Here is a 26,847-nt window from a genome sequence, read left to right on the forward strand (position 1 = left end):
CACACCAGCTTCTTCAACGTTTACCTGCTGGAGAAACCGCCTCTCTTTGCCTCCAGACACCTTGCGTCAATGTCGTCAGCAACACGCCTGACAAAATCAATCCCATACTGAACCAATCACGGACTTCGTACCGTTCATCCCACAATCCGATACCAGCCAGCAACGTAACAGCCGTAATCACATACCCCATTTGACTGAGATAGACAGGCCCGCCCACTTTCAAGAGATTAAACGAGCTAAGATACGACGCCCCCGCCATCAAACCCAACACGAACAACAGCATGCCGATATCCATATCCATAGTTATTACATCCTGGAAGTTACCCATCGCAAGATTGACAAAGAACAGCCAAATGCTCTGCACCGTCAACATCCCAATCACCAAAGGCATCGCTTCGCTACCGGTCGGCCAGAAACGGCTCCGATAGATATTGCTTGCGGCAAGTGCGATGGGTATTCCGAGCGCCAACAGCATGTATAAACCGTTTCCCGAAAAAGACATTGATTCGCCATGCATGACCAACATCGCCACGCCTCCAAAACCTATAACCAGCCCCAAAAGACGTAATGGATGATTCCGCTCCAAACCCAATAGACGGGCCATGGCGTAAGTCACGACCGGTGATAAAGCTGTAAGCAACCCCACCATACCGACCTGCAACTGCTGCATAGCCGTAAAAGCCAACACATAAGGAAGGCTTACCCCAAGCAAACCACCGATCAGGTAATATCTAACATAGCTTGGATTCCAGACAGGAAAGCGACGTGATGGCCATGAAACCAACCACACCACCATCGCACCACCGGCCATCTGCCAAAACAGAATCAGCCATGGTGAAATATGCTCGCCGCCAGCCTGCTTACCGGCGATAAAAACGCCTCCCGCGAGAATCCCCGAAACAATAAGCAAGAACAAAGCTTTCATTCCACACTCCTTTTGCACCTGACAAGCTGCCAGTCAATGCATTTCTCCAGGCTGAGACAATTCAATGACATTACGATCCGGATCACGGAAAAAGATCGCAATGCTTCCATCTCCAAACGTGACCGGACCTTCTGTGATTTCAATTCCCATCGAACGCGTCGCCGTTTCTGCCTGATAGATGTCTTTGACCTGCAGGGCCATGTGTGTAAATCCGGCATAACGCAATGTTTCATCCATCAAGACGTTGCGTCCGAAATTATCGAAGGTGACCGAATCCAAAAGGTTAATTTCGACCCCACATGGATGCTTGAGCACCACAACACATTCCTCTTGATCATCTCGTATCTTCTTGAAGCCCAGTTGAAGATAAAAATTGATCGAATCTTCGAAGTCGGACACTCTGACACCGATATGTGCCAAACCAGAAACCCTGATCATAATTTGCCCCCTTTAAGGGGTTTTAAAGGAATGGCGATTGGGCGTAATGGTGCCGCATCCGACCCGCGAAGTTTCAAGGAACCGCCGATAAAAGCGAACTCATAAACCTTGTCTCGTGATAACTCTTCCAGATAGGCCAACTCTATGATCGGCGTGCCATGTTGAGCCAATAGATAACTGTGCAAAGGCACATAATTGTTTTCAACTTCTGAAGGAAAAGCCTCAAAACTGAGGTTGTCCGCCCCCACAATCATGGCCCCGCTTTCTTCAACCAGAAAACGCGCGGCCGACAACCCCATACCTGGCGGATTTTCCATATACGCCGACGCATCCTTATAGGTTTTCATGCGGCCTGTTCGGATTAGTACGATGTCGCCCTTTTGAAGTGACACCCTCTGTCTTTGAAGCGCTTCCATCAGATCGTTACGGGTAACGCGATAACCGCTCGGTAACATATCCACCCCCTTAGATACCGCCACATCAATCAAAACACCCCGTGCGATCAAAGGTGGAATCTTTTCGGCACCTGCCACACTCCAACCTCGATCTCCGAGATGGTCTTTGGCTTTAAAACCGTTCCAGATCCGGCCATTCAGACCGAAGTGGTTAAGTGCATCGATATGGGTTCCCATATGTGTGTAAAGAGAGATTGCCGCTCCGGTATAGCTGACATGTTCGTTCATCGACTTGCCTAGACCCAGTGGATCATCAATGACAGTGCCGTGAGGAGTATGCGTCATCCAGATTCGATAATGTGGATCACCGGCCGCCTGCCAACTCGGCATACCGATGAAATACTCCACCGAAAGGTCGTAAACCTGACCGCCTGCAATTCTCGACATCACAGATTGCTGGGACTCGGGAGTCATTAAATTCAAACGGCCTATTTCATCTTTAGGCCCCCAAGGGCTTTTGCCAACCTGTTCGTCTGCCGCCATTGGTGACGATTGATACGTCAGCGCAGCGATAACAAGTGTCAAACGCCCCATCTTATGTACGAATGAAGTTTTCATGATTCAATTCCTGTTTGTTTATTCAAAAAGTGCACATGCGTCCGATTGACTTCGGAATCGTTGAAAACATATTAATAAATAACAAAGGATTGATAATCTGGGCTTCTTGAACAATACTGTTCACAAATATTGAATAATTGGGCTAGAAAAATGGACAATCTTTCAGATATCGCAGTTTTCGTCAAAGTCGTCGATTGCGGCAGTTTCACATCCGCCGCTGAACAACTAGAGCTATCCAAATCCGTCGTCAGCAAATACGTTACCCGACTGGAAGAACAATTAGGCGTACGGTTACTGCATCGCTCCACACGGAAACTCAGCTTGACCGAGGCGGGTCGCATTCTGTATCAGAGAAGCCAGCGTGGACTGGAAGAGATCGAAGCTGCGGAAATTGAAGTGTCCCGGTTGCAGCAAACACCCAGCGGTCGTTTACGATTTAACACCCCTATGTCATTCGGCATTCTCCACATTGCCCCTGTACTCAAAGAATTTCAGACCGAATATCCTGACATCAACATCGATATGGTTCTGGAAGACCGCCAGGTCGATCTTGTCGAAGAAGGATTCGATTTAGCCATAAGAATCGCAGAATTGCCCGACTCCAACTTGATTGCGCGTCGCCTGGGCCCTTGCAAACACGTACTCTGTGCCTCACCGGCTTATCTTGAAACGCATGGAACGCCACAGACCCCTGACGAATTGCATAAACACCAGACCCTGACCTATGGTTACCACAATTCACCAAGGGAATGGCGGCTGCTTTCCCCCGAAGGGCGCTATGCTTCAATTCCGGTAAATAGTGTAATCAATATGAACAACAGCCTTGCTTTGCGGGAGGCCGTGCTCAAAGACGCCGGCATCGTACTCATCCCTACTTTTATTGTCGGGCCGGACATCCAGACAGGCCTGTTAAAACCCATACTGTCCAACTATCGGATGCAGGAACTGTCGATCTACGCCATCTATCCTGAACGCAAACACCTATCCCCCAAGGTGCGGGCATTCATCGATTTCATGTCGAAAAAGATAGGAGAAAATCCAAACTGGGATTAACAACACCGTTCGAAAATGTACAGTACTAAGTAGATAATGCAATAATAAGATCAATGCACCTATACGGAAGATGAAAGTGCCTCATGTTTCTCACTATAAGAAATGACTGGCAATTGGGTCTCATGGGCCAAATACTAATATTTTAAACCGCTAATTCCCGAGGGTTGAGAATGAGTTTACTTGCAGATTACACCAAAAACCGTATACAAGCGGGCCTTTCCAAAGGCCAGATCAGGGATGAATTACTCGCAGTAGGCTGGTCGGAAGAAGAAGTAGATGCCTCTTACCGTGACGGCTTGGTTGCCTTAGGCATACCAGTTCCTAACGACGTGGATCGCCCTTCTTTAGCCAAACAACCTTCCACTGTAGACATTGTCATCAACTTTTTCTCCTTTATTCTTTTAGCTATCGTTGCGACAGCCTTAGGAACTCTGTACTTTCAAATCATCAACCACGTTTTCCCTGACCCGCAAGCAACAATGCACGGGCTTGGAGAGCGCTTCATAACGGAAGCAATACACCATTCTATTGCCTCCTTGATTATCTCATTTCCTCTGTATTACCTCACCATGCGCCACCTGTTCCGCCGCTTTCATACAGACGAGGTTCGCTTGGAATCGCGCCTTACCAAATGGTTCACTTACCTAGTTCTTCTGGCCGCCTCCATCACCATTGTTGGCAACTTGATCACAATCCTTTTCAAACTCTTTCAGGGTGAGTTTTCTGTACGCTTCCTGCTCAAGGCCCTAACCATTTTAGCTATTGCTGGCCTTGTCTTCGGCTTCTACTTCATAGAGCGCCAAATGATTCAATACAAAAAGACTGTCAGCCGTACCGCGTTCCAAGGGTTCGCTTGGTCTGTTACGGTTCTCGTTGCTCTAGGGGTTGTTTTTGGGTTTATGGCTGCAGGCTCTCCTAAAGAGGCCCGCATGTATGCTTTTGATCAGGAGCGAGCCTGGCAGTTAGGCGAGTTGTCTCGCTGCATTGATCGCTACGGTCGTGAACTTGGCCAGCTCCCATCCTCACTCGAAGAACTGAAGAAAACCAGTCAGTTCGCCATCTGTGGAAATTACATGCATGATCCTGAAACCAATGCACCCTACGAATACCGTATCATCACACCATTCCGTCAACAAGGCCCCGCTAAATTGGGCGAATTTGAGCTATGCGCCACCTTTGCTTTGCCGTCAACGAGTAACGGTCAGGATCCAATGTACCTAGGAAGGCTTAACGCGATTTGGCAAGAACACTCAGCAGGACGCAACTGCGATACAGTAACAGTGCAATTGGTAGGAAGAAAGGCAACGACTGCGCCTGACTGACAGGTAAAGAATTACCTACGAATATAAAGCTGAGACATTTAAATCCCATCCCTCCAAATTTAGGAGGACAACTCAACATTTTTAATTTTTTGTAGATATAAAAAAACCCCAAATAATGGGGCTTCTTATATTTTTTATTCAACAATTTTATTCATTGTGTTTTTCAGAACGGAACGTCATCATCATCGAAATCGTTCGGTGCATAAGCCGGTGCTTGTTGCTGAGGCTGCCCACCCATCGGACGCCCTTGGTTCATAGGCTGCTGCATTGGCTGTTGTCCCATTCCAGGATTCATACCACCTTGAGGTGCTTGCTGTTGAAAGTTGTTTTGTGGAGCCTGCTGTCCCATCGGCTGACCCATTGGTGCTGCCTGCTGAGGCGCTTGATTGAAACCGCTGTTATCAAACGCAGTATCACCACCAGAACGGCCACCCAACATCTGCATGCTGCCCGAGAAACCGTCAATTACGACTTCCGTGCTATAACGGTCTTGCCCGCTATTCTGATCCTGCCACTTACGGGTTTGAAGTTTACCTTCCAGGTAAACCTGAGATCCTTTGGTCAGGTATTGACCTGCGATTTCAGCCAACTTGCCAAAAATCACAACGCGGTGCCATTCGGTCTTTTCCTGTTTCTGACCAGATGCTTTGTCATTCCACTGTTCACTAGTGGCCACACTCAAGTTGGCAATTGCATTACCGTTGGCCGAATATTTAACTTCCGGATCTCTTCCCAAGGTTCCCACTAAAATGACTTTATTTACACCACGCATACCGCTCTCTCTTTCAAAATTAACTTTAAATCTTACTGACTGACTTTACTTTGTTGAATATATCGAATCAGGGACTCTTCGTTTTGGATTTTTCGATCGACCTTGAAATAGGCTCTCTGTTCCGCAGGCAAGATCACCACTTCATAGACTCCGTCATAGGCCAGTAATTTTTTCTGCAGGTCTTCCACTTCCTCTTCAGCCACTGCCCCAACCGGTACCGATGCGATACTCAACGGCAAAGGTTTCTGCATGGTCGCCGCGGCCAAAAACCACAAAGCGCCAATAACAGCCGTGAACATGAACACCCCATTATAACCATAATGCTGATAAAAATATCCACCGAATAAACCACCCATCGCAGCCCCCAAGAACTGACTGGTTGAATAAACCCCGCTGGCTGTGCCTTTCTTGTCCGCCGGTGCCAATTTAACCACTAAAGAAGGAAGCGAAGCCTCCAGCAAGTTAAATGCAGTGAAGAAGATCAACAACAAAATAAACAGAGACCAGAAACTTTCATGGAAGTTCATGAATCCCACCTGCATCAGAGTGATGACGCCAATCGCACCGACAAAAACCGGTTTCATGCGGTCTCGGCTTTCCGCCTGAATGATAAACGGAACCATCAGAACGAACGACAGCAACATGACCGGCAGATAGATATGCCAGTGCTGCAGACTTTCCAATCCGGCACCGTCGCGTAATGCCAACGGCAATACGACAAACATCGCGGTCAAAGTGGCGTGCAAGACAAACACACCAAAATCCAAACGCAACAACTGGGCGTTCTTAAGGATTTCACGGAACTGACTCGGGTCGGTTTCGGCTTCTCGCTGAAAAGACTGCTGCTCAATTTTAGGCATGGCGAATACCACCAAGAGAATACCGATTACAGCCAACAAGGCCGTTACCCAGAAAATGCCACGCACGCCGAACCAAGCATCCAGAACCGGACCGGCGATAAGCGACATCGTGAACGACAAACCGATGGTCATTCCGACAATCGACATCGCACGAAGACGGAACTGCTCGGTCACCAGGTCCGCTACCGAGGCCATCAGCACCGCGGCTACGGCTCCCATCCCTTGAATCGCGCGTCCCAAAATCATCATCTCAATCGAGTCGGCCACGGCGCAGATCATCGACCCAACCATGAACACCAACATACCGGCAATGATCAACGGCTTTCGACCATACTTGTCCGACAACATGCCATAAGGGATCTGTAACAAGGCCTGAGTCAGCCCGTAAATCCCTATTGCGATACCGACCTGAGTTCCAGTCACGCCTGAAAATTCGGCTTCGGCAAACAACGCAAAAACCGGAAAAATCATGAACAACCCGAGCATTCGAGTTGAAAAAATACCGGCGACGGACAAAGCCGCCTTCTTCTCTATCGGACTCATTGTGACGGGGGATGACGAAGACATGTAAAAACCCTTATTACAACTGTAAAAATTCAGATTCGGATAAAGTGCAAAATTATAACACTCATAAGATTCGTCTAAAGCTATAATTAGACTTGAAACACCTATACGAACAAGTCCGTATACAGAGCAATTTCTTCATTGCGAACCGTGGCCTAAAATAACAACCGCCGATGACGTTCACCGAAACGCTTGCTTATTCAAGGGGGATTTTATGAAAACCATCCAGCGTAATCTGACTCAATTCATCACCCTGTTTTCGACTCTTGCCGTCCTGCTCTCTGCAAATGCCGCGCATGCTGGGAATCCAGAAGTCTATGACGACAGCAAACACAGAATCCATTTCAGCGTCAGCCAAGCCGCACAGGTCGACAATGACATCGTTGAAATCCAATTCCAGCATATTGCCCAAGCCGCCACGGCCGAACAGGTGATGCAGGAAATCAACGAACACATGCAATCCGCCATGGAGATACTCAACGACTACCAATCTGACGACGGCGTTAAACTGCAGATACAGACCTCACAGTATCGCGTGTACCCAGCTTACAACAAACAGCAAATCATCACGCATTGGCGAGGCCAGCAGTCACTGACCATCACCAGTAAAAACTCGGCAGGCCTGTCCAAAATCTTAAGTCGGATCCAGCCGATATTAAGTTACCAATCCACTCATTTCCGTATTTCGGAACACAAGAAGCAGGAATGGATTAGCAAGCTGACCAGTGACGCACTGCAACGTTACCAACACCAGGCGAAAAAAATCGCACACAGTTTCGGTACCGAACAATACAAACTTCTGGAAACCAACATCCAAAGTCCGTCTTACAGCCAACCACCCATCCAGCCCTATCTGCGCGCGGCCGCCATGGCCGAACAGGCTGCCCCTGTGATGGAATCGGGCAGCAGCGAACTACGCGTAAGGGTTGAAGGTACTCTACAGATAGACAACCCTTAATCGCCAGGCCCCAAGTACATTCGAGGCCGTTTCGAACACAAGAGGATTCAAACAAACGAGGATGACTTAATGGTCATTCCTCGATTCTTGTTATAATGTTTCTTTTACCCAAATGACGGTTGCTCATGCTAGAAGAAATCATTATTCAGGGGGCACGTACCCACAATTTAAAAAACATCGACGTCACTCTGCCGCGCGACAAACTGATTGTGATTACAGGCCTGTCCGGTTCAGGTAAATCCTCTTTGGCATTCGACACCATCTACGCGGAAGGACAGAGGCGCTATGTAGAGTCGCTTTCGGCTTATGCGCGCCAATTCCTGTCGATGATGGAGAAGCCGGATGTCGATCACATCGAAGGGCTTTCCCCTGCGATCTCCATCGAGCAGAAATCAACCTCTCACAACCCTCGCTCCACAGTCGGGACCGTCACCGAAATTTACGATTACCTGAGACTGCTCTACGCCCGCACAGGAACTCCGCGCTGCCCGACCCACCACTGCGACCTGGAAGCCCAGACCGTCAGTCAGATGGTCGACCACACGCTGACATTGCCGGAAGGCACTAAATGTCTGCTGATCGCCCCGGTAGTTCGCGGCAAAAAAGGTGAGCACCACAACCTATTGGATGAACTGCAGGCACAAGGTTTCATCCGGGCGAGAATCGACGGCGAGATACACGATCTGGATGGTCAGATCGAACTGGATAAAAACAAAAAGCATAATATCGACGTCATCGTCGACCGTTTCAAGGTTCGTGACGACATCAAACAGCGTCTTGCCGAATCCTTTGAAACCGCGCTACGAATGGCCGATGGCCTTGCGCAAGTCCTACCAATGGACGAATCCGACGATTTCGAACTGCTGTTCTCAGAAAAATTCTCCTGTCCGCATTGCGGCTACTCGGTTCCGGAACTGGAGCCTCGAATCTTCTCGTTCAACAACCCGCATGGCGCCTGCCCGAGTTGCGACGGTTTGGGCATCAAGGACAATTTCGATCCAAAACGCGTCATCACCCATCCGGAACTAAGTCTTGCCGGCGGCGCCATTCGTGGTTGGGATCGTCGCCATAAATACTATTACGACCTGCTTAAAGCGGTCGCCGACTATTACGAATTTGATGTGGAAACGCCTTGGGAAGAACTTGACCCGAAACACCAAGAGGTCATCCTCTACGGTTCCGGAAAGCAGAAGATTCCTCTACCACACGGAAAATACAGTGACACCCGTCGTTTTGAAGGAGTCATTCCGAATATGGAACGACGTTTCGCCGAGACCGAAAGCAAATCGGTGCGTGACGAACTCGACAAATACCGCGTCAGCACTGCGTGCCCAGCCTGTGAAGGAACGCGATTGAATACGGCTGCGCGTCACGTCTACATCAACGACCGTAATTTGCCTTCGTTGACTGAAGAACCGATCAACGAACTGCATGACTTCTTCAGCCACCTTCACCTTGAAGGCGCTAAGGGGAAAATCGCGGACAAGATCATCAAAGAAATTCACGAACGCCTGAGCTTCCTGGTCAACGTGGGCCTTAACTATCTAACGCTTAGCCGAAGCGCAGAAACCCTTTCCGGCGGAGAGGCACAGCGTATCCGTCTCGCCAGCCAGATCGGCGCCGGGCTAGTTGGTGTCATGTACGTGCTCGACGAGCCGTCTATCGGCCTGCACCAACGCGACAATGACCGTCTTCTGGCCACTTTGACGCATCTGCGTGACCTGGGTAACACCGTCATCGTCGTCGAACACGACGAAGATGCAATCCGTGCGGCGGACTACGTCCTGGATATCGGTCCGGGTGCCGGAATACATGGTGGGCGCATTATGGCGCAAGGGACACCTCAGGAAGTCACCGAAAACCCGAACTCGCTGACTGGCCAGTTCCTGAAAGGCACCCGACAAATTGAAGTGCCTGAAAGTCGATTGTCACCGCAAAAAGATAAATGGCTTACCATCAAAGGCGCCAGCGGCAACAACCTTAAAAACGTCACCTTGGAAATTCCGGCAGGCCTGCTGACTTGCGTGACCGGTGTTTCCGGCTCGGGTAAATCAACCCTAATTAACGAAACCCTTTCAAAAATCAGCGCCAACGAACTGAACGGCGCCATGCAGATCACCGCACCTTACGAATCGGTGGAAGGCTTGGAGCATTTCGATAAGGCGGTAAACATCGATCAAAGTGCGATCGGGCGCACACCGCGTTCCAACCCGGCCACCTATACAGGCCTATTCACTCCGATCCGCGAACTACTTTCAGCTACCCCGGAAGCCCGTACCCGAGGTTATACACCCGGCCGTTTCAGTTTCAACGTCAAAGGCGGTCGTTGTGAAGCCTGCCAAGGTGACGGTGTCCTCAAAGTGGAAATGCACTTCCTACCGGATGTTTACGTGCCATGTGATGTCTGTAAAGGCGCCCGTTACAATCGAGAAACGTTGCAAATCGAATACAAGGGTAAAAACATTCACGAAATCCTAGAGATGACGGTTGAAGATGCGCGTGCGTTTTTCGATGCCATTCCGGTCATCGCCCGTAAACTGCAAACCTTGATTGAAGTCGGTTTGGGTTACATCAAACTAGGACAGAGCGCGACCACCCTTTCGGGTGGGGAAGCTCAACGCATCAAGTTGGCGAAAGAGCTTTCCAAACGCGATACCGGTAATACGCTCTACATATTGGACGAACCGACCACCGGCTTACACTTCCACGATATTGAGCTGCTGCTCAAGGTCATTCGCCACCTGCGTGACCAAGGCAATACAATCGTGATCATCGAGCACAATCTGGACGTAATCAAGACAGCGGACTGGATTGTTGATCTTGGACCGGAAGGTGGTTCCGGCGGCGGTCAAATCATCGCTACCGGCACACCGGAAAAGGTGGCCGAAACCAAAGAATCGCATACGGGCTTCTATCTAAAAAAGATGCTCTGACGATTTTAGCTGAAACATAAACGGAAACAGCCGGTCTGCCTATTTAAGGTATGGCTGGTTAAACGTCGTTAACCGAAAATCACGGGAACATGATTATGAATCGTTTATTTCTAACAGGCCTGTTCGGTTTTTTATACAGCGTTTCCGTTTCACTTCAAGCCACCGAACACCGAACCCTGATTGATTGGCACAATCCCGATTACATCGAAAAAGCATTTGTCGAAATCGCTTTCAAGAATGAATATTCAACCAGACAAACTGCATTAGCCAAGTGGCAAAGCCCTATCTACTATACTTTCAACTATCACCATGTTGATAAGAACCCGATTGCAGAAGAACTTTTCAAAGCGCACTTAACTCAACTTCAAAGCATCACCGGACTAAAAATCAAAGAGGCAGGCACGGCGTCTCAGGCCAACTTTACGATTGTTCTTACTCAGGATAGGCTTTATAAACAAGATATCTTCAATTACACCCATACTGAAATCAAAGATCTGGAACGGGACACCCACTGCTTGGGGCATTATCGAAAAGGTTCCAATGGTGCGATTGTACAGGCGGTGGTGATCCTTCCAATCGATCACGCTATGAGTCGGGGCATGCTGCCGGCCTGTGTTGTTGAAGAAACGACGCAAACCCTGGGTCTCCCAAATGATTCGGACTGGGTCAATCCGAGCATCGCCAATGACAGCAGTAAACTGGACCTGCTGACCGGATTGGACTATATATTTTTGAAAGTACTCTACTCAGATAAGTTACATGCCGGCATGTCGTTGTCTCATAGCCGCCCCTTAATCAAGCAGGAGATACGAAAACTGCAGAAGGACGGTACGATCAAACGTGCATCGAAACTGGTCAATCAGGAAGGTCTTTATCCCCTGCTTTATTGACAGCTTTCTTCAGCACCCTCAACCAACTTCTGGATAACATATCCGGCCAACATGAGTCCGAAAATACCCGGCATATAACTCGCAGTCCCGTTGACGACTCGGCCACGCGCACCACAAATTTCTTCCATCGGCCCCGGGTCCTTAGGCGATTCTTTTGAAAACACCGTCATCACCCCTTTTTTTATACCCTGTTTTTTCAGACGTTGACGCATGTTACGCGCCAGTGCACAGCCGTGGGTTCTCGAAATATCGGCCAATTCAATCTTACTCGGATCGATTCTTCTTCCAGCCCCCATACTGGAAGCAACCCGCAGACCTTTATTGACAGCCGTAGCAACCAAAGCAACCTTACAGTTTAAACTGTCAATCGCATCAACCACATAATCAAAGTCACCGGTCAATACCGCATCCATGTCGTCTGGACGAATGAACTCCTTACTGATATTCACAATGCAGTTTGGGTTGATGTCCTGTATACGCTGCTTCATCACTTCCGCTTTATTCATACCGACGGTTGAATTAAGAGCGATGATTTGCCGATTCATATTGGAAGGGCTAACATCATCATGATCTATGATAGTTAGCTGACCGATTCCGGCACGTGCCAGCGCTTCGATAACAAAACCACCGACACCACCGACACCGGCTACGAGAACGTGCGACTGCTTAAGTTTATCAATCCCAACCTGTTCGAAAACCAACAAACTACGTTCAAACAACGCTGACATAAATTATTCCTCTAAAAAATGAAATATTTGATTCGCATTAGCATTGGTGAGCTTCACAACCTCTTCAGGAGTGGTACCGGTGATCCGTGACACAGCTTCAACAACAACGTAAATGTCTGCAAGGTCTGATACCATTTTACCCGGCAAAGTGATATTAGGTGAATCGGTCTCTAAAACGATACTTTCTAAACCATAGGTCTTTACAAGTTCATGGTAGCGCCTAGCATTCTCTTTGACCACAACTGCATTAACACCAAACTTTAAGCCTAAATTAAGATACTCACGGGCAATCTGAACGCTACTTCCTAAACTATGCACAACCCCTTTCACAGGGTACTGTTTTAAAAGCGCAATCATCTCATTGTGCGCCTTATAGACATGTAAGGACACCGGTAAGCTATATTCTAATGCGAACCGTAGCTGACACTCAAAAGCATCCAGCTGGTGGTTCCGTAAATCCACATAATCTGGTGCAAAATCCAAGCCGATTTCACCAATGGCAGTTACCTTATACTTAGTTAAAAAGTCTTGCAGAATCTCTAATTCATTTCCATATTCACCACTGACGTACCATGGATGCAAGCCAATTGCTGCATAGATATTAGGGTATTTTCTACATAATTGAATTAAGGTAGGCCAGTCTTCTGCATGGGTACCCATGGTTAGATACAGATCAGCGGGGTTCAGCTGATCGTTAAGAACCTGACCGGAAAGAACATCAAGATGACAGTGAGTATCGATAACCATAAATTTCAGACATAAAAAAAGCCGGAAATACCGGCTTCTTTTTAATTACGTAACAGCTTATTCCGCTGATTCAGTAGTTTCCGCAACAGGGCGGTCTACCAATTCAACGATAGCCATTGGCGCGTTATCACCAGGACGAGAACCACATTTAAGAATGCGGATATATCCACCTGGACGAGCTTGGTAACGTGGACCTAGCTCAGAAAACAATTTGCCAACCGCAGCTTTATCACCTAAACGTGAAAACGCAGTACGACGATTATGAACACTGTCATTTTTTGCAAGTGTAATCAAAGGCTCAGCAACTTTGCGAAGTTCTTTTGCCTTAGCAACCGTAGTACGAATTACTTCATGTTCAAAAAGTGAAGCAGACATGTTTTTAAACATTGCCTTGCGGTGTGAGCTATTACGATTTAACTTACGACCAGTTTTACCATGACGCATGATAGCTTCCTTATATTATACTGACTCTTTGCTCACCAAGCTTGCTGGTGGCCAGTTTTCTAATTTTGTACCTAAGCTCAAACCTCTTTGCGCAAGGACATCTTTGATTTCCTGCAGAGATTTTTTACCTAGATTAGGTGTTTTTAGCAAATGTGTTTCAGAACGTTGTACTAAATCACCAATGTAGTAAATTTGTTCCGCTTTTAAGCAGTTAGCCGAGCGAACAGTTAGTTCTAGATCATCAACAGGCTGTAGGAAGATAGGATCGAATTCATTCTCTTCTTCTTCCGGAGCCGCAACTTCTTTGTGCTTAAGGTCAACGAATGCATTTAATTGATAATGCAATACGGTTGCAGCCTGTTTGATTGCGTCTTCAGGATCTAAAGTTCCATCTGTGACGACATCAATGATCAACTTATCCAAATCAGTACGCTGTTCTACACGAGCGTTTTGCACTTCGTAGCTCACAGTGTGAACCGGGCTGAAGCTTGCATCCAATTTAAGACTTCCGATCTGAGTTGATTCAGATTCGGATTGTAGAGCAGGACGGTAACCGATACCTGTCTCTACTTTTAACTTCATGTTTAGCTCAGCGCCTTCACTCACATGCGCAATGATGTGATCAGGATTGGCAATTTCTACATCATGATCAACTTCAATGTCTGATGCACGAACAACTGCTGGTCCTTTCTTATGTAAAGTCAATTCTGCGCTGCTTTTTGCGTTGAGTTTTACAGAAACTTCTTTTAGGTTAAGAAGGATTTCCAAAACATCTTCCCTAACACCCTCAATTGATGAGTATTCATGTAAAACACCATCAATCTGAGTTTCTACAATCGCAGCACCAGGCATAGAAGATAACAAAATACGACGTAATGCATTACCAAGCGTATGACCAAAACCTCTTTCCAGAGGTTCTAGAGTCACACGACTATGGAAATCCGATCGTCTTTGAATATCAACTAAACGAGGTGTTAACAGCTGTTCTAACATCTCTTGCATTAGAAGTTATCTCCGTTTGAATGTAATTACTTAGAGTAAAGCTCGACAATTAGGTTTTCTGAAATATCAGCAGACAAGTCAGAACGATCAGGTACAGACTTGAATACACCTTCAAACTTAGAACCGTCAACTTCAACCCAACCAACTGTACCGTTTTGTGCATTCAATTCCAATGCAGATGCGATACGGCTCTGGTTACGAGCTTTTTCTCTGATAGTAATTGTGTCACCCGCAGATACCTCATAAGAAGGAATGTTTACAGTTTGACCATTTACTAAAATTGCTTTATGAGAAACTAACTGTCGCGCTTCAGCACGAGTTGAAGCGAAGCCCATGCGATAAACTACGTTATCCAAACGGCTTTCAAGGATCTGCAACAAGTTAACACCTGTAGAACCTTTACGACGATCTGCTTCTTTATAATAAAGACGGAATTTCTTTTCTAGCACACCGTACATACGACGTACTTTTTGCTTCTCACGTAACTGCAAACCATATTCAGTTACACGCTTACGACCTGCACCGTGCTGACCTGGCAACTGATCAATCTTACATTTTGAATCGATGCTACGAACACCACTTTTCAAAAATAGATCAGTACCTTCACGACGTGCAAGTTTACACTTTGGTCCAATATATCTAGCCATGTTTACCTCAAATATTAAACGCGACGTTTCTTAGGTGGTCGGCAACCGTTGTGAGGGATCGGAGTTACGTCTGCAATAGCCGTAATTTTGAAACCTGCACTATGTAAACCGCGAACAGCTGAGTCACGACCAGGTCCCGGACCTTTAACCATAACTTCCATATTCTTCACACCATAGTCGTGAGCCATTTGACCAGCTCTTTCAGCTGCAACCTGTGCAGCAAATGGGGTACTTTTACGTGAGCCGCGGAAACCACTTCCACCTGAAGTTGCCCAACACAAAGTATTACCCTGACGATCTGTAATCGTTACAATGGTATTATTGAAAGTTGCATGAACATGCGCAACCGCATCAGTAACAACATGTTTTACTTTCTTTTTAACACGCGAATTTGCTTTTGCCATATCTACTCTCGCAATTATGCGTTATCTCTTAATCGGTCTTACAGGACCTTTACGAGTACGTGCATTAGTTTTTGTACGTTGTCCACGTAAAGGCAGACTACGACGGTGACGGATACCACGGTAACATCCCATGTCCATTAAACGTTTAATGTTCATAGAGACATCACGACGCAAGTCACCTTCAATTTTAAATTTTGCTACTTCTGAACGAAGTGCTTCTAACTGATCTTCAGTTAGTTCTCTAACCTTAGTGGTTGGATCCAAGTTAACTGCTTCGCAAATTGCTTTAGAAGTAGTCGACCCAATCCCGTAGATTGAAGTCAACCCAATCACAACATGCTTGTTAACTGGTATGTTTACGCCGGCAATACGAGCCATTTTGACGCTCCCTTAAATTCCATCTACTGAAAAACAGAGCATTATACTTGTTTTTCAAATCAAATACTAGACAAATAACGACAATAAGTAATTGATGTTATTTTCCTTTTAATTTTGCTTTTTTCATCATGCCTTCATACTGGGTAGATTGCATTTGTGCTTGAACTTGTGTCATGAAATCCATAACGACAATCACAATAATCAGCAATGATGTACCTCCAAAATAGAAAGGAACATTCCAGTAAAGAATTAAAAATTCTGGCAACAAACAAACAGCTGTAATATAAATCGCACCAGCAAGAGTCAAACGACCCATGATGCCATCAATATGTCTAGCAGTTTGCGGGCCTGGACGAATACCAGGTAAATATGCACCCGACTTTCTCAAATTATCAGCCGTTTCATTCGGATTAAAAACAATCGCGGTATAGAAAAAGCAGAAAAAGATAATTGCCAATGCATACAAAAGAATATAGAGAGGCTGACCTGGAGACAAAGTCGTTGCAATGTCTTTCAACCATCCCATATTTTCAGCCGTACCAAACCAGCCACCTAACGTTGCAGGGAACAGGATGATACTTGATGCAAAAATTGGTGGAATGACACCTGCCATGTTCAATTTCAAAGGCAGATGGCTTTCTTGACCACCGTACAGCTTACGTCCACGCATTTTCTGTGCATAATGAACAGGAATACGACGTTGTCCCCTCTCCACAAATACAACGAATGCAATTACTGCAAAAATCAGAGCAAGCAGTACGAAAACTGTAATCGCATGCATAGCACCAGTGTTAACTTGCTCAAATGTGCCGCCCAATGCAGATGGAAGACCAGCCACAATACCAGCAAAAATGATCAAAGAAATACCGTTACCAATGCCGCGTTCGGTAATTTGCTCACCTAACCACATAAGGAAGATCGTTCCACCTACCAATGTAGTTACAGCTGTAACTTTAAATAAGAAACCAGGATCAACAACAACGGACATGCCGTTGATATTTTGAGATTCAAGCGCCACGGCGACACCCAGTGCCTGGAATGTAGCCAAAACAACCGTACCCATACGGGTATATTGGGTAATTTTACGACGTCCGTGCTCACCTTCTTTCTTAAGTTGTTCTAGTTTAGGAGACACTACCGTCAACAACTGCATGATGATCGATGCAGAAATGTAAGGCATAATCCCCAAAGCAAAGATTGATAAACGCTGAAGGGCACCACCAGAGAACATGTTAAACATGTCTAGGATAGTACCCTTTTGCTGTTCAAACATTGCTGCCAAAGCGACTGGATCAATTGACGGCACAGGGATATGTGTACCTAAACGGTATACAATTAGAGCACCTAAAACAAAAAAGATTTTGCTTTTCAGATCACTCATGGCGTTGGTTGCAATTGAACTTTTCATATGGATTAATCTTCGATTGAACCACCAGCTGCTTCAATCGCAGCCTTAGCGCCAGCAGTTGCTTTAATACCGGAAAGTTTTACTGCTTTAGTAATCTCACCAGAGTTAACAACCTTAACGAATTTAATCTTCTCGCCGATAATATCAGCAGCTTTAAGAGCAGCTACGTCAATAACATCAGCTTCAATTTTAGATAGCGTATCCAAACGAATCTCGGTAGTGTATGCCGCTTTACGTGAAGAGAAACCAAGTTTTGGCAATCTTCTTTGTAAAGGCATCTGACCACCTTCGAATCCGATCTTAGGCATACCACCTGAGCGAGACTTTTGACCTTTATGACCACGTCCACCCATTTTACCTAAACCAGAACCTTGACCGCGTCCAACACGTTTTTTAACAGATTTTGAACCTTCTGCTGGTTTTAGAGTATTTAAATGCATTTTAAGCTTCCTCAACCTTTAGCAAGTAGGATACCTTATTGATCATCCCGCGATTTTCAGGAGTATCAAGTACAGTAACTGTTTGGTGCATCTTTCTCAGACCAAGACCAGATACACATGCTCTATGTGCTGGTAAACGGCCGATTTTGCTCTTTACCAGTGTCACTTTTACATATTTCTTATCTGACATCTTATTCACCTAAAATTTCTTCTAGAGTTTTACCACGCTTAGCTGCGATCTGCTCAGGGCTACTCATGCTAGTCAACGCATTAACTGTACTACGTACAACGTTAACAGGACGGGTAGTTCCTACACATTTTGATAAAACGTTCTTAACACCTGCAGCTTCTAAAACTGCACGCATCGCACCACCGGCGATAACACCAGTACCATCAGAAGCAGGAAGCATTACGATGTTCGCAGCACCTTGCTTGTAGTTGATTGGATACTGTAGTGTACCGTTGTTTAGTGGCACATCTTTCATGTTACGACGTGCTTTTTCCATTGCTTTTTTAATCGCGACCGGTACTTCACTGGCTTTACCACTTCCATAACCAACTCGACCTTCACCATCACCAACTACTGCTAGTGCTGAGAATGCGAATACACGACCACCTTTTACAACTTTAGCAACACGGCGAACTGATACTAGTTTTTCAACTAGACCATCTTGTCCATCTTGTAATTCACGTGAAGACATAGTTCATCCTTCCTTTAAAATTCAAGACCGTTTTCACGGGCTGAGTCTGCTAGCTGTTGAATACGTCCGTGGTATTTGAAACCAGAACGGTCAAATGCAACCTTTGTTACACCTGCTGCCTTTGCTTTTTCAGCAATGGTCTTACCAACAATCTGAGCAGCTTCTTTATTACCAGTGTTGCTGACTTCTTTTTTAATGTCCGCTTGTACAGTAGAGCTTGAAGCGATAACTTCAGCACCATTTGCTGAAATCAATTGAGCGTAAATGTGCTGTGAAGTGCGGTAAACACACAAACGTGGCATACCTAATTCAGAGATCTTTGCTCTCGTTTTCTTAGCTCTACGAAGACGGGCTGCTTTCTTATCCATACTTACTTCCAGCCTTATTTCTTCTTAGCTTCTTTACGTAAAATACGCTCATCAGCATACTTAACACCCTTACCTTTATATGGCTCAGGTGGACGATATGCACGAATATCAGCAGCGACTTGTCCAACAAGCTGCTTGTCAGCGCCTTTTACAACAATTTCAGTTTGAGTTGGTGTTTCAACTGTAATTCCTTCAGGAATTGCATGCTCAACTGGGTGAGAGAAACCAAGAGTCAGATTCAATGTTTTACCTTGTGCATTTGCACGGTAACCAACACCGACCAACTGTAGCTTCTTCTCAAAACCGTCAGTAACGCCAACAACCATGTTGTTTACGATTGCACGAGCAGTACCAGCCTGCGCCCAACCGTTAGCCATACCTTCGACAGGAGCAAAAGAAACAGAACCATCTTGTTGTTGAACTTCAACAGCATCATTGAATGTTTTGGTTAATGCAGCGTTCCCTTTTTTAACGGTAACGATTTGTCCATTAACACTCACTTCAACACCAGCTGGAAGTACAACAGGGGCTTTTGCAATTCTTGACATAATAATTCCTTATGCAACGTAGCAAATAACTTCTCCACCGATACCCGATTTACGAGCATCACGGTCAGTCATAATACCTTTTGATGTTGAAATTAAAGCGATCCCTAGACCACCGATTACTTCCGGCAATTCATCTTTGTTCTTATATACACGAAGACCTGGACGACTAACACGCTTTAGCATCTCAATTACAGGCTTACCTTCGTAATATTTAAGATCTACTGATAACTCAGCTTTACCATCATTTTCTTTTACGCTGTATGTAGAAACAAAACCTTCGTCAGCAAGTACTTTAGCGATTGCTAGCTTTACTTTTGATGAAGGGATTACAACATTCGAATGACCAGCCATTTGACCATTACGAATACGAGTCAACATATCAGCTATTGGATCAGACATACTCATAGATATTTATCCTTACCAACTGGCTTTTCTTAAACCAGGAACATCACCTTGCATAGCTAACTGACGTAGCATGTTACGTGACAAACCAAACTTTCTATATACGCCATGTGGGCGCCCTGTTAAACGACAACGGTTTTGCTGACGAACAGGAGAAGCATTACGTGGCAACTTGGCCAACTTATCTACTGCTTCCATACGCTCTTCGAAACTTAAAGACATATCAACAGATGCCTTTTTCAATGCAGCACGTTTTTCTGCATATTTAGCAACTGTCTTAGCGCGTTTCTTTTCTCTTTCAATCATTGATTGCTTAGCCACAAGAAAACCCTCTATTTCTTAAATGGAAAATTAAAGGCTTCTAGAAGAGCTTTAGCTTCATCATTTGTACGAGCAGTCGTAGCAAAGTTGATATCCATACCACGGATCTTATCAACCTTTTCGAACTCGATTTCAGGGAAGATGATTTGCTCTTTCAAACCTAGGTTGTAATTACCACGACCGTCAAACGCATTAGGATTGACTCCACGGAAATCACGAACTCGTGGAAGCGCGATATTGATTAGGCGATCCAAGAACTCATACATTCTTTCGCCACGTAATGTCACCTTACAACCAACCGGATAACCCTCACGAACCTTGAAGCTCGCTACAGATTTACGTGCAAGTGTTCTAACTGTTTTCTGACCTGCGATTTTTTCCAGATCAGCTACAGCGTTATCTAAAACTTTCTTGTCACCGATTGCTTCACCAACACCCATATTAATTGTGATCTTAGTCAACTTAGGCGCTTGCATAGGTGATTTATAACCAAATTTCTCAGTCAACTGAGCAACAACTTGGTCTTTATAGATTTTCTGTAATCTTGCCATTCTTCTAACCTATCTTAAGCATCAACTGCTTTACCAGTAGACTTGAAAAAGCGGATCTTGGCTTCACCTTCAACCTTAAAACCAACCTTGTCAGCTTTATTAGTTTCAGGATTCAACAATGCCACATTTGAAGCGTCCATAGGCATTTCTTTAGAAACAATACCGCCTTGCGCACCCGTCATAGGATTCGGCTTTGTATGTTTCTTAACCAGATTGATTCCATCAACAACTACTTTACCGTTAGCTAAAACGGCTGAGATAGAACCACGCTTCCCTTTATCTTTTCCAGTGATAACGATAACTTCGTCACCTTTTCTTAATCGATTCATCACTTACTTCCTTATAAAACTTCAGGAGCTAATGAAACAATTTTCATAAACTTTTCATTACGAAGCTCACGTGTCACAGGACCGAAGATACGTGTTCCAATTGGCTCAAGTTTTGCATTAAGAATAACAGCAGCATTACCGTCGAACTTAATCAAAGAACCATCGTTTCTTCTAACACCTTTTGCAGTACGAACTACAACAGCGTTATAGACATCACCTTTCTTGACCTTACCACGTGGCGCAGCTTCTTTGACACTCACTTTAATTACGTCACCAATGCTGGCATAACGGCGCTTTGATCCGCCTAATACCTTAATACACTGGACACGTCGTGCTCCGCTGTTGTCTGCAACATCAAGCACTGATTGCATTTGAATCATGGTGGTACTCCATCCATACAGTAAAATTATTACAGCACAAAAACCGCTATAGTGATCAGTTCCTTCAAGGCTTAACCACTATAACGGTTTCGAATCAGACAATTATAACAAAAAATCTGACTTTATGCTAATTAAAGTTTCTAACTTTAAATTTTCGCTTTTTCGTCAACGCTAACCAAAGTCCATGACTTGTTTTTTGAGATTGGCTTACATTCCTGAATAGTTACAGAATCGCCAACTCCACAGATGTTTTCAGCATCGTGAGCCATTACTTTAGTAGACTTTCTAACGAATTTTTTGTATTTAGGGTGCTTAATGAAGCGGTCAGTACGAACAACAATTGATTGCTGCATACCGTTACTTACTACAACACCTTGAATAGTACGTGCTTTTTTCTCTTGACCAGCCATTCTTATTTACTCACTTTTTGACGAATGATGGTTTTAACTCTAGCAATTGAACGACGTACCGTCTTTATTTGCGCAGAGTTAGATAACTGACCAGTTGCATGCTGCATTCTTAAGTTGAACTGCTCTTTAAGCAATTCAATTAATTCTGCTTTCAATTCTTCAACTGTTTTGTCATGTAGTTCTTTTGCAGTCATTTACATCACCGTTCTGGTTACAACTTGGGTTTTAAATGGAAGTTTAGCTGCTGCCAAAGCAAATGCTTCACGAGCTAGCCTTTCATCCACACCCTGAATTTCATAAAGGATTCTTCCTGGCTGAATCTGAGCAACCCAGTATTCAACACTACCCTTACCTTTACCCATACGAACCTCAAGAGGTTTGTTAGTAATCGGCTTATCAGGAAATACACGAATCCAAATTTTAGCACCACGTTTTACATGTCGCGTCATTACACGTCGACCCGCTTCGATCTGACGAGAAGTCATTCTTCCACGCTCTAAGGCTTTAAGGCCAAAATCACCGAAGCTAACTTTGTTTCCAACTTGTGCCAAACCACGGTTACGCCCTTTATGAACTTTTCTAAATTTGGTACGTTTAGGCATTAACATTGTTAGTTATCCTTTTATTTACGGCCTTTCTTGCCCTTAGATTGTTTATTATCGTCAAGTGCTAATTTTCCAAGCTTTTCACCTTTGAAAATCCAGACTTTAACACCGATCTTTCCGTAAGTGGTATCTGCTTCAAATGTTGCATAATCGATATCTGCACGGAATGTGTGTAGAGGTACACGACCTTCACGATACCATTCAGCACGTGCGATATCCGCACCATTCAAACGACCAGAAACCGTAACTTTAATCCCTTCGGCACCAAGACGCATTGCATTACCTACAGCACGCTTCATAGCACGACGGAACTGAATACGCTTTTCCAACTGCTGAGCAATACTCTCAGCAACCAATTTAGCGTCAAGTTCAGGCTTCTTGATCTCTTCGATGTTGATATTTACAGGCATACCAGTCTTTTTAACCAAAGACTGCTTTAGCTTTTCGATATCTTCACCTTTCTTACCAATTACAACACCAGGGCGTGCCGTATGGACAGTAACACGAATACCGTTAGCAACACGTTCAATGTTCAACTTACTAACAGAAGCGTGCTTTAGCTTTTCATTCAATTCGTTACGAATTTCAACATCACTGACTAGGAAATCAGCATAGTTCTTACTGTCAGCATACCAACGAGCATTCCAGTCTTTTGTAATACCTAGTCGAATGCCAACAGGATGTACTTTTTGACCCATTCTGATTCTCCTTATTTATCGCCAACAGTAACAGTGATGTGACTGGTACGTTTTAGAATACGGTTACCGCGACCTTTAGCACGAGCGCGCATACGCTTCATGATTGGCCCTTCATTGACATAAGCTGCAGTAACTTTTAGTTCATCAATATCAGCACCTTCATTGTTCTCAGCGTTAGCAATCGCAGAGTTCAAAACAACTTTCATCAAAGAAGCTGCTTTTTTATCACTGAAAGCCAAGATATTAACTGCTGTCTCTACATCTTTCCCGCGAATCATATCCGCCACTAAACGTGCTTTTTGAGGAGAGATACGAGCAAATTTATGAGTTGCACTTACTTGCATTTTTACTCTCCTTATTTGCGTTTAGCTTTCTTATCCGCGGCATGACCACGGTAAGTGCGAGTCATTGAAAATTCACCCAACTTATGGCCTACCATGTTTTCAGATACGAAAACAGGAATATGTTCTTTCCCGTTATGAACGGCAATAGTCAAACCGATCATTTCAGGCAAGATCATAGAACGTCTTGACCATGTTTTAATTGGACGTTTATTACCAGATTCTTGCGCCTCAACCACTTTTTTATACAAGTGATGATCTACAAAAGGTCCTTTTTTAACTGAACGTGGCATCAGTGTCCTTCCTTATTACTTGTTTCTACGACGTACGATCATATTGTCAGTACGCTTATTACTACGGGTTTTCTTACCTTTAGTCGGCACACCCCATGGTGTAACTGGGTTACGACCACCAGAAGTACGACCTTCACCACCACCATGCGGGTGATCAACCGGGTTCATAGCCACACCGCGAACGGTTGGGCGAACACCGCGCCAACGCTTAGCACCGGCCTTACCTAGCTTACGCAAGCTGTGCTCTGCGTTACCGACTTCACCGATAGTTGCCTTACATTCAGACAAAATCTTACGCATCTCGCCAGAACGCAACTTAACAAGTACGTAAGCACCGTCACGACCAGCGATTTGTACAGAAGCACCAGCACTACGTGCAATTTGAGCACCTTTACCCGGGCGCATTTCCAATGCGTGAACTACTGTACCAACCGGAATATTTCTCAGCGGAAGACAGTTACCTGGCTTGATCGCAACATGATCTCCAGATTCAACAACATCACCTGCAACCAATTTTTTAGGTGCAATGATGTATGCTCTTTCACCATCAGCGTACTTCAAAAGTGCGATGTGAGCAGTACGGTTAGGATCGTATTCAAGACGCTCAACAGTAGCAGGAATTCCAACTTTGTTACGTTTGAAATCGATTACGCGGTAATGCTGCTTGTGTCCACCACCGTGGTGACGAACAGTAATACGACCTTTGTTGTTACGACCGCCTGACTTAGACTTCTTCTCAAGTAAGGCTGAATGTGGCTTACCTTTATGTAGTGAAGGTTCTACAACACTTACTACAAAACGACGGCCTGCAGAGGTCGGCTTAGACTTTTTAATAATTGCCATCTTTAGACTCCTTACTCAGCACTTACAAAATCGATGTCTTGACCTGGAGCCAAACGAACGATTGCTTTACGAGTATCGTTGCGCTTACCTTTACGGCCTTTGAATACTTTTGTTTTGCCTTTGATGTTGATCATGTTCACTGACTGAACCTTAACATCGAACAAACTCTCGACAGCTTGCTTAACTTCAGTCTTAGTTGCTGAAGGAACCACTTTAAAAACGTACTGACCAGACTGATCGGCAATAGTTGCTGATTTTTCTGATACGTGCGGTGCAAGCAATACTTTTAAAATTCTTTCCTGATTCATGCCAATTGCTCCTCTAGTCGCTTAACAGCACCTTGAGTCATAACAACGTTCTGGAATCCAACCAAACTAACAGGATCAATACCAGCTACATCACAAACTTCAGCACTGTAAAGGTTACGACATGACAAATACAAGTATTCGTCGAACGCTTCAGTAATCACCAATGCATCGGAAACATTTAGAGCACTCAACTTTGCATTGAATTCCTTAGTCTTTGGAGCGTCAACTTTAAAGTCGTCAACAACAATCAAACGACCACTTCTGTTTAGCTCAGAAAAGATAGAACGCATTGCACCACGGTACATCTTTCTGTTTACTTTCTGCGAGTAATCACGGTTATGACCAGGGAACGCACGTCCACCACCAACCCATACAGGGCTACGAGTAGTACCAGCACGCGCACGTCCAGTTCCTTTCTGTCTCCATGGCTTAGCACCACCGCCGCTAACAGCCGCTCTGTTTTTCTGACCTTTAGTTCCAGATCTACCAGCAACCATATAAGCGTTAACAACCTGGTGAACTAAGGCTTCATTAAAATCTACACCGAATAAAGAATCCGAAACTGCAACAGTGCCCGCTTCTTTACCAGTAGAAAGTTCAATTAATTTTAAATCCATCATGCCCACCTTACTTAACAGCTTTACGAACGATGACAGTACTGTTCTTAGCACCAGGTACGGCACCCTTGATCAACAATAGACCATTTTCGGCGTCGACCTTAACCAGATCCAAGTTCTGCGTAGTTTGACGAACATCACCCATGTGACCAGACATCTTTTTACCTTTAAAAACACGACCTGGAGTTTGGTTTTGCCCGATAGAACCGTTCGAACGGTGAGAAAGAGAGTTACCATGCGTAGCGTCCTGCATACCGAAGTTATGACGCTTAACACCACCTTGGAAACCTTTACCTTTAGTTGTTCCTGTTACGTCTACAACAGAAATTTCATTGAAACGATCAACAGTCAGTTCACCACCAACTTCTAATCCTTCAAGATCACCATCTGATTCGACACGGAATTCCCACAAGCCACGTCCAGCTTCAACACCCGCTTTAGCGAAATGACCAGCTGCTGGCTTACTTACACGACCGGCATGTACAGAACCAGTAGTAACCTGGACTGCAGTATAACCATCTGTATCAACAGTTTTTAGCTGCGTGATTCTGTTAGGAGTAACTTCAATTACTGTAACAGGAGTCGACACACCTTCTTCGTTGAACACACGAGTCATACCGATCTTTTTACCAATGAGACCAATACTCATATCAATACCTCATTATTATCTATGTCAGTCATTACGATTGATGACTAACTAACTGCGATTAACGCAATTCCAGTTGAACGTCTACACCAGCAGCAAGATCTAGCTTCATCAATGCATCAACTGTTTTATCAGTTGGGTCAACGATGTCTAGCAGGCGCTTATGTGTACGCAATTCATATTGATCACGCGCATCTTTATTAACATGCGGTGAAATCAGAACAGTAAAACGCTCTTTACGAGTTGGCATAGGAATTGGACCACGAACTTGTGCACCAGTTCTCTTAGCCGTCTCAGTAATTTCTTTAGCAGATTGATCGATTAATCTGTGATCAAACGCCTTCAAGCGAATACGAATATTTTGAGTCGCCATTTATAATTTCTCTTCTTGTAAAAAAAAGAAAAGCAGCGATTTTTTCAAATCACTGCTATTTGAGGTTGCGAATTATAAACAAAACAAAGCTACATTACAATAACTTTGTCTTTTTTATTAATCACTTACTTTCATTATTCAATGATTTTCGCAACAACACCCGCACCAACAGTACGTCCACCTTCAC

General features: G+C 44.9%; 39 protein-coding genes. 5 read left to right on the forward strand and 34 right to left on the reverse strand.

Annotated elements, in window-relative coordinates:
- Window positions 1-13: 13 nt before the first annotated feature.
- The 3 genes from QCB45_RS10855 to QCB45_RS10865 are packed head-to-tail and all read right to left on the reverse strand — an operon-like array spanning window position 14 to window position 2,376.
- Window positions 14-925 (reverse strand): DMT family transporter, encoded by a 912-nt coding sequence (locus QCB45_RS10855; protein ID WP_279421031.1) that lies wholly within the window; start codon window positions 923-925, stop codon window positions 14-16.
- Between the two features lie 33 nt (window positions 926-958).
- Window positions 959-1,363 carry a VOC family protein gene (locus tag QCB45_RS10860; protein WP_279421033.1) on the reverse strand — a complete coding sequence of 135 codons (405 nt, stop codon included), beginning with the start codon at window positions 1,361-1,363 and terminating at the stop codon, window positions 959-961.
- On the reverse strand, window positions 1,360-2,376 hold the full coding sequence (locus QCB45_RS10865; protein WP_279421035.1) for a cyclase family protein: 1,017 nt from the start codon (window positions 2,374-2,376) through the stop codon (window positions 1,360-1,362). The genes QCB45_RS10860 and QCB45_RS10865 overlap by 4 nt, the downstream gene beginning before the upstream one ends.
- Window positions 2,377-2,526: 150 nt before the next feature.
- On the opposite strand from QCB45_RS10865, the gene QCB45_RS10870 reads away from it, so the two are divergent.
- Both QCB45_RS10870 and QCB45_RS10875 read left to right on the forward strand, forming a co-directional pair.
- Window positions 2,527-3,429 carry a LysR family transcriptional regulator gene (locus tag QCB45_RS10870; RefSeq protein ID WP_279421037.1) on the forward strand — a complete coding sequence of 301 codons (903 nt, stop codon included), beginning with the start codon at window positions 2,527-2,529 and terminating at the stop codon, window positions 3,427-3,429.
- A gap of 170 nt (window positions 3,430-3,599) precedes the next feature.
- Window positions 3,600-4,751, forward strand: coding sequence for a DUF5671 domain-containing protein (locus tag QCB45_RS10875; RefSeq protein WP_279421038.1), 1,152 nt, complete (start codon window positions 3,600-3,602; stop codon window positions 4,749-4,751).
- Between the two features lie 163 nt (window positions 4,752-4,914).
- Here QCB45_RS10875 and ssb read toward each other — a convergent pair whose 3' ends face one another.
- Both ssb and QCB45_RS10885 read right to left on the reverse strand, forming a co-directional pair.
- Window positions 4,915-5,523 carry a single-stranded DNA-binding protein gene (gene ssb / locus QCB45_RS10880; RefSeq protein WP_279421040.1) on the reverse strand — a complete coding sequence of 203 codons (609 nt, stop codon included), beginning with the start codon at window positions 5,521-5,523 and terminating at the stop codon, window positions 4,915-4,917.
- 32 nt (window positions 5,524-5,555) lie between these two features.
- A complete protein-coding gene (locus QCB45_RS10885; protein ID WP_279421041.1) occupies window positions 5,556-6,950 on the reverse strand; it encodes an MFS transporter in 1,395 nt (464 codons plus the stop codon).
- 211 nt (window positions 6,951-7,161) lie between these two features.
- Between QCB45_RS10885 and QCB45_RS10890 the strand changes: the two genes are divergently transcribed.
- From QCB45_RS10890 to QCB45_RS10900, 3 genes are all read left to right on the forward strand, one after another.
- On the forward strand, window positions 7,162-7,905 hold the full coding sequence (locus QCB45_RS10890) for an SIMPL domain-containing protein (protein WP_279421043.1): 744 nt from the start codon (window positions 7,162-7,164) through the stop codon (window positions 7,903-7,905).
- Window positions 7,906-8,030: 125 nt separating this feature from the next.
- Window positions 8,031-10,838 carry an excinuclease ABC subunit UvrA gene (gene uvrA, locus QCB45_RS10895; RefSeq protein ID WP_279421044.1) on the forward strand — a complete coding sequence of 936 codons (2,808 nt, stop codon included), beginning with the start codon at window positions 8,031-8,033 and terminating at the stop codon, window positions 10,836-10,838.
- 95 nt (window positions 10,839-10,933) lie between these two features.
- The gene (locus QCB45_RS10900) at window positions 10,934-11,728 is read left to right on the forward strand and encodes a DUF2927 domain-containing protein (protein WP_279421046.1); all 795 of its coding nucleotides are present in this window, start codon (window positions 10,934-10,936) and stop codon (window positions 11,726-11,728) included.
- Here QCB45_RS10900 and QCB45_RS10905 read toward each other — a convergent pair.
- The 29 genes from QCB45_RS10905 to rpsJ form a co-directional block, all read right to left on the reverse strand.
- Window positions 11,722-12,456 (reverse strand): tRNA threonylcarbamoyladenosine dehydratase, encoded by a 735-nt coding sequence (locus QCB45_RS10905; protein ID WP_279421047.1) that lies wholly within the window; start codon window positions 12,454-12,456, stop codon window positions 11,722-11,724. The two genes, QCB45_RS10900 and QCB45_RS10905, sit on opposite strands and share 7 nt — an antisense overlap.
- A gap of 3 nt (window positions 12,457-12,459) precedes the next feature.
- Window positions 12,460-13,203: a TatD family hydrolase gene (locus QCB45_RS10910; protein WP_279421049.1), complete on the reverse strand. Its 744-nt coding sequence runs from the start codon at window positions 13,201-13,203 to the stop codon at window positions 12,460-12,462.
- Between the two features lie 57 nt (window positions 13,204-13,260).
- A complete protein-coding gene (rplQ, locus tag QCB45_RS10915) occupies window positions 13,261-13,647 on the reverse strand; it encodes a 50S ribosomal protein L17 (RefSeq protein WP_279421050.1) in 387 nt (128 codons plus the stop codon).
- A gap of 15 nt (window positions 13,648-13,662) precedes the next feature.
- Window positions 13,663-14,649, reverse strand: a complete 987-nt coding sequence (gene rpoA / locus QCB45_RS10920) for a DNA-directed RNA polymerase subunit alpha (protein ID WP_279421052.1) — start codon at window positions 14,647-14,649, stop codon at window positions 13,663-13,665.
- Window positions 14,650-14,675: 26 nt separating this feature from the next.
- Window positions 14,676-15,296 carry a 30S ribosomal protein S4 gene (gene rpsD, locus QCB45_RS10925; protein WP_279421053.1) on the reverse strand — a complete coding sequence of 207 codons (621 nt, stop codon included), beginning with the start codon at window positions 15,294-15,296 and terminating at the stop codon, window positions 14,676-14,678.
- 14 nt (window positions 15,297-15,310) lie between these two features.
- The gene (gene rpsK, locus QCB45_RS10930; protein WP_028487266.1) at window positions 15,311-15,700 is read right to left on the reverse strand and encodes a 30S ribosomal protein S11; all 390 of its coding nucleotides are present in this window, start codon (window positions 15,698-15,700) and stop codon (window positions 15,311-15,313) included.
- Between the two features lie 21 nt (window positions 15,701-15,721).
- Window positions 15,722-16,078 carry a 30S ribosomal protein S13 gene (gene rpsM, locus QCB45_RS10935; protein ID WP_279421054.1) on the reverse strand — a complete coding sequence of 119 codons (357 nt, stop codon included), beginning with the start codon at window positions 16,076-16,078 and terminating at the stop codon, window positions 15,722-15,724.
- A gap of 97 nt (window positions 16,079-16,175) precedes the next feature.
- A complete protein-coding gene (gene secY / locus QCB45_RS10940; protein WP_279421056.1) occupies window positions 16,176-17,486 on the reverse strand; it encodes a preprotein translocase subunit SecY in 1,311 nt (436 codons plus the stop codon).
- 5 nt (window positions 17,487-17,491) lie between these two features.
- Window positions 17,492-17,926, reverse strand: coding sequence for a 50S ribosomal protein L15 (rplO, locus tag QCB45_RS10945; protein ID WP_279421058.1), 435 nt, complete (start codon window positions 17,924-17,926; stop codon window positions 17,492-17,494).
- Window position 17,927: 1 nt separating this feature from the next.
- Complete coding sequence (gene rpmD / locus QCB45_RS10950; protein WP_279421059.1) at window positions 17,928-18,116, reverse strand: 50S ribosomal protein L30; 189 nt, start codon at window positions 18,114-18,116, stop codon at window positions 17,928-17,930.
- Between the two features lies 1 nt (window position 18,117).
- Entirely contained in the window at window positions 18,118-18,627 is a 510-nt protein-coding gene (gene rpsE / locus QCB45_RS10955; RefSeq protein WP_279421061.1) for a 30S ribosomal protein S5, read from the reverse strand.
- A gap of 14 nt (window positions 18,628-18,641) precedes the next feature.
- On the reverse strand, window positions 18,642-18,995 hold the full coding sequence (gene rplR, locus QCB45_RS10960) for a 50S ribosomal protein L18 (RefSeq protein WP_279421062.1): 354 nt from the start codon (window positions 18,993-18,995) through the stop codon (window positions 18,642-18,644).
- Between the two features lie 14 nt (window positions 18,996-19,009).
- Entirely contained in the window at window positions 19,010-19,543 is a 534-nt protein-coding gene (gene rplF, locus QCB45_RS10965; protein WP_279421064.1) for a 50S ribosomal protein L6, read from the reverse strand.
- A 9-nt stretch (window positions 19,544-19,552) separates the two neighbouring features.
- On the reverse strand, window positions 19,553-19,948 hold the full coding sequence (gene rpsH / locus QCB45_RS10970) for a 30S ribosomal protein S8 (RefSeq protein ID WP_279421065.1): 396 nt from the start codon (window positions 19,946-19,948) through the stop codon (window positions 19,553-19,555).
- Window positions 19,949-19,960: 12 nt separating this feature from the next.
- Window positions 19,961-20,266, reverse strand: a complete 306-nt coding sequence (gene rpsN / locus QCB45_RS10975) for a 30S ribosomal protein S14 (RefSeq protein WP_279421067.1) — start codon at window positions 20,264-20,266, stop codon at window positions 19,961-19,963.
- Between the two features lie 11 nt (window positions 20,267-20,277).
- Window positions 20,278-20,817: a 50S ribosomal protein L5 gene (rplE, locus tag QCB45_RS10980; RefSeq protein WP_279421068.1), complete on the reverse strand. Its 540-nt coding sequence runs from the start codon at window positions 20,815-20,817 to the stop codon at window positions 20,278-20,280.
- Window positions 20,818-20,831: 14 nt separating this feature from the next.
- Complete coding sequence (gene rplX / locus QCB45_RS10985; RefSeq protein ID WP_279421070.1) at window positions 20,832-21,146, reverse strand: 50S ribosomal protein L24; 315 nt, start codon at window positions 21,144-21,146, stop codon at window positions 20,832-20,834.
- Window positions 21,147-21,157: 11 nt separating this feature from the next.
- Window positions 21,158-21,526, reverse strand: a complete 369-nt coding sequence (rplN, locus tag QCB45_RS10990; RefSeq protein ID WP_279421071.1) for a 50S ribosomal protein L14 — start codon at window positions 21,524-21,526, stop codon at window positions 21,158-21,160.
- Between the two features lie 146 nt (window positions 21,527-21,672).
- Window positions 21,673-21,936, reverse strand: a complete 264-nt coding sequence (rpsQ, locus tag QCB45_RS10995) for a 30S ribosomal protein S17 (protein WP_279421072.1) — start codon at window positions 21,934-21,936, stop codon at window positions 21,673-21,675.
- A 2-nt stretch (window positions 21,937-21,938) separates the two neighbouring features.
- On the reverse strand, window positions 21,939-22,130 hold the full coding sequence (gene rpmC, locus QCB45_RS11000) for a 50S ribosomal protein L29 (protein ID WP_279421074.1): 192 nt from the start codon (window positions 22,128-22,130) through the stop codon (window positions 21,939-21,941).
- Window positions 22,131-22,544 (reverse strand): 50S ribosomal protein L16, encoded by a 414-nt coding sequence (gene rplP / locus QCB45_RS11005; RefSeq protein ID WP_279421076.1) that lies wholly within the window; start codon window positions 22,542-22,544, stop codon window positions 22,131-22,133.
- Window positions 22,545-22,558: 14 nt separating this feature from the next.
- On the reverse strand, window positions 22,559-23,239 hold the full coding sequence (gene rpsC, locus QCB45_RS11010) for a 30S ribosomal protein S3 (protein WP_279421078.1): 681 nt from the start codon (window positions 23,237-23,239) through the stop codon (window positions 22,559-22,561).
- A gap of 11 nt (window positions 23,240-23,250) precedes the next feature.
- Window positions 23,251-23,583 (reverse strand): 50S ribosomal protein L22, encoded by a 333-nt coding sequence (gene rplV, locus QCB45_RS11015; RefSeq protein WP_279421079.1) that lies wholly within the window; start codon window positions 23,581-23,583, stop codon window positions 23,251-23,253.
- An 11-nt stretch (window positions 23,584-23,594) separates the two neighbouring features.
- Window positions 23,595-23,873 carry a 30S ribosomal protein S19 gene (rpsS, locus tag QCB45_RS11020; protein ID WP_028487283.1) on the reverse strand — a complete coding sequence of 93 codons (279 nt, stop codon included), beginning with the start codon at window positions 23,871-23,873 and terminating at the stop codon, window positions 23,595-23,597.
- 15 nt (window positions 23,874-23,888) lie between these two features.
- Window positions 23,889-24,716 (reverse strand): 50S ribosomal protein L2, encoded by an 828-nt coding sequence (gene rplB / locus QCB45_RS11025; RefSeq protein ID WP_279421081.1) that lies wholly within the window; start codon window positions 24,714-24,716, stop codon window positions 23,889-23,891.
- Between the two features lie 11 nt (window positions 24,717-24,727).
- Window positions 24,728-25,024 (reverse strand): 50S ribosomal protein L23, encoded by a 297-nt coding sequence (gene rplW / locus QCB45_RS11030; RefSeq protein ID WP_279421082.1) that lies wholly within the window; start codon window positions 25,022-25,024, stop codon window positions 24,728-24,730.
- Complete coding sequence (gene rplD, locus QCB45_RS11035) at window positions 25,021-25,641, reverse strand: 50S ribosomal protein L4 (RefSeq protein WP_279421083.1); 621 nt, start codon at window positions 25,639-25,641, stop codon at window positions 25,021-25,023. The genes rplW and rplD overlap by 4 nt, the downstream gene beginning before the upstream one ends.
- A 10-nt stretch (window positions 25,642-25,651) precedes the next feature.
- Window positions 25,652-26,290 carry a 50S ribosomal protein L3 gene (gene rplC, locus QCB45_RS11040; protein WP_279421084.1) on the reverse strand — a complete coding sequence of 213 codons (639 nt, stop codon included), beginning with the start codon at window positions 26,288-26,290 and terminating at the stop codon, window positions 25,652-25,654.
- A gap of 58 nt (window positions 26,291-26,348) precedes the next feature.
- Window positions 26,349-26,660 (reverse strand): 30S ribosomal protein S10, encoded by a 312-nt coding sequence (gene rpsJ / locus QCB45_RS11045; protein ID WP_279421086.1) that lies wholly within the window; start codon window positions 26,658-26,660, stop codon window positions 26,349-26,351.
- Window positions 26,661-26,847 lie beyond the last annotated feature (187 nt).

Source organism: Thiomicrorhabdus sp. ZW0627 (genome assembly GCF_029767005.1).
Classification (GTDB): Bacteria; Pseudomonadota; Gammaproteobacteria; order Thiomicrospirales; family Thiomicrospiraceae; genus Thiomicrorhabdus.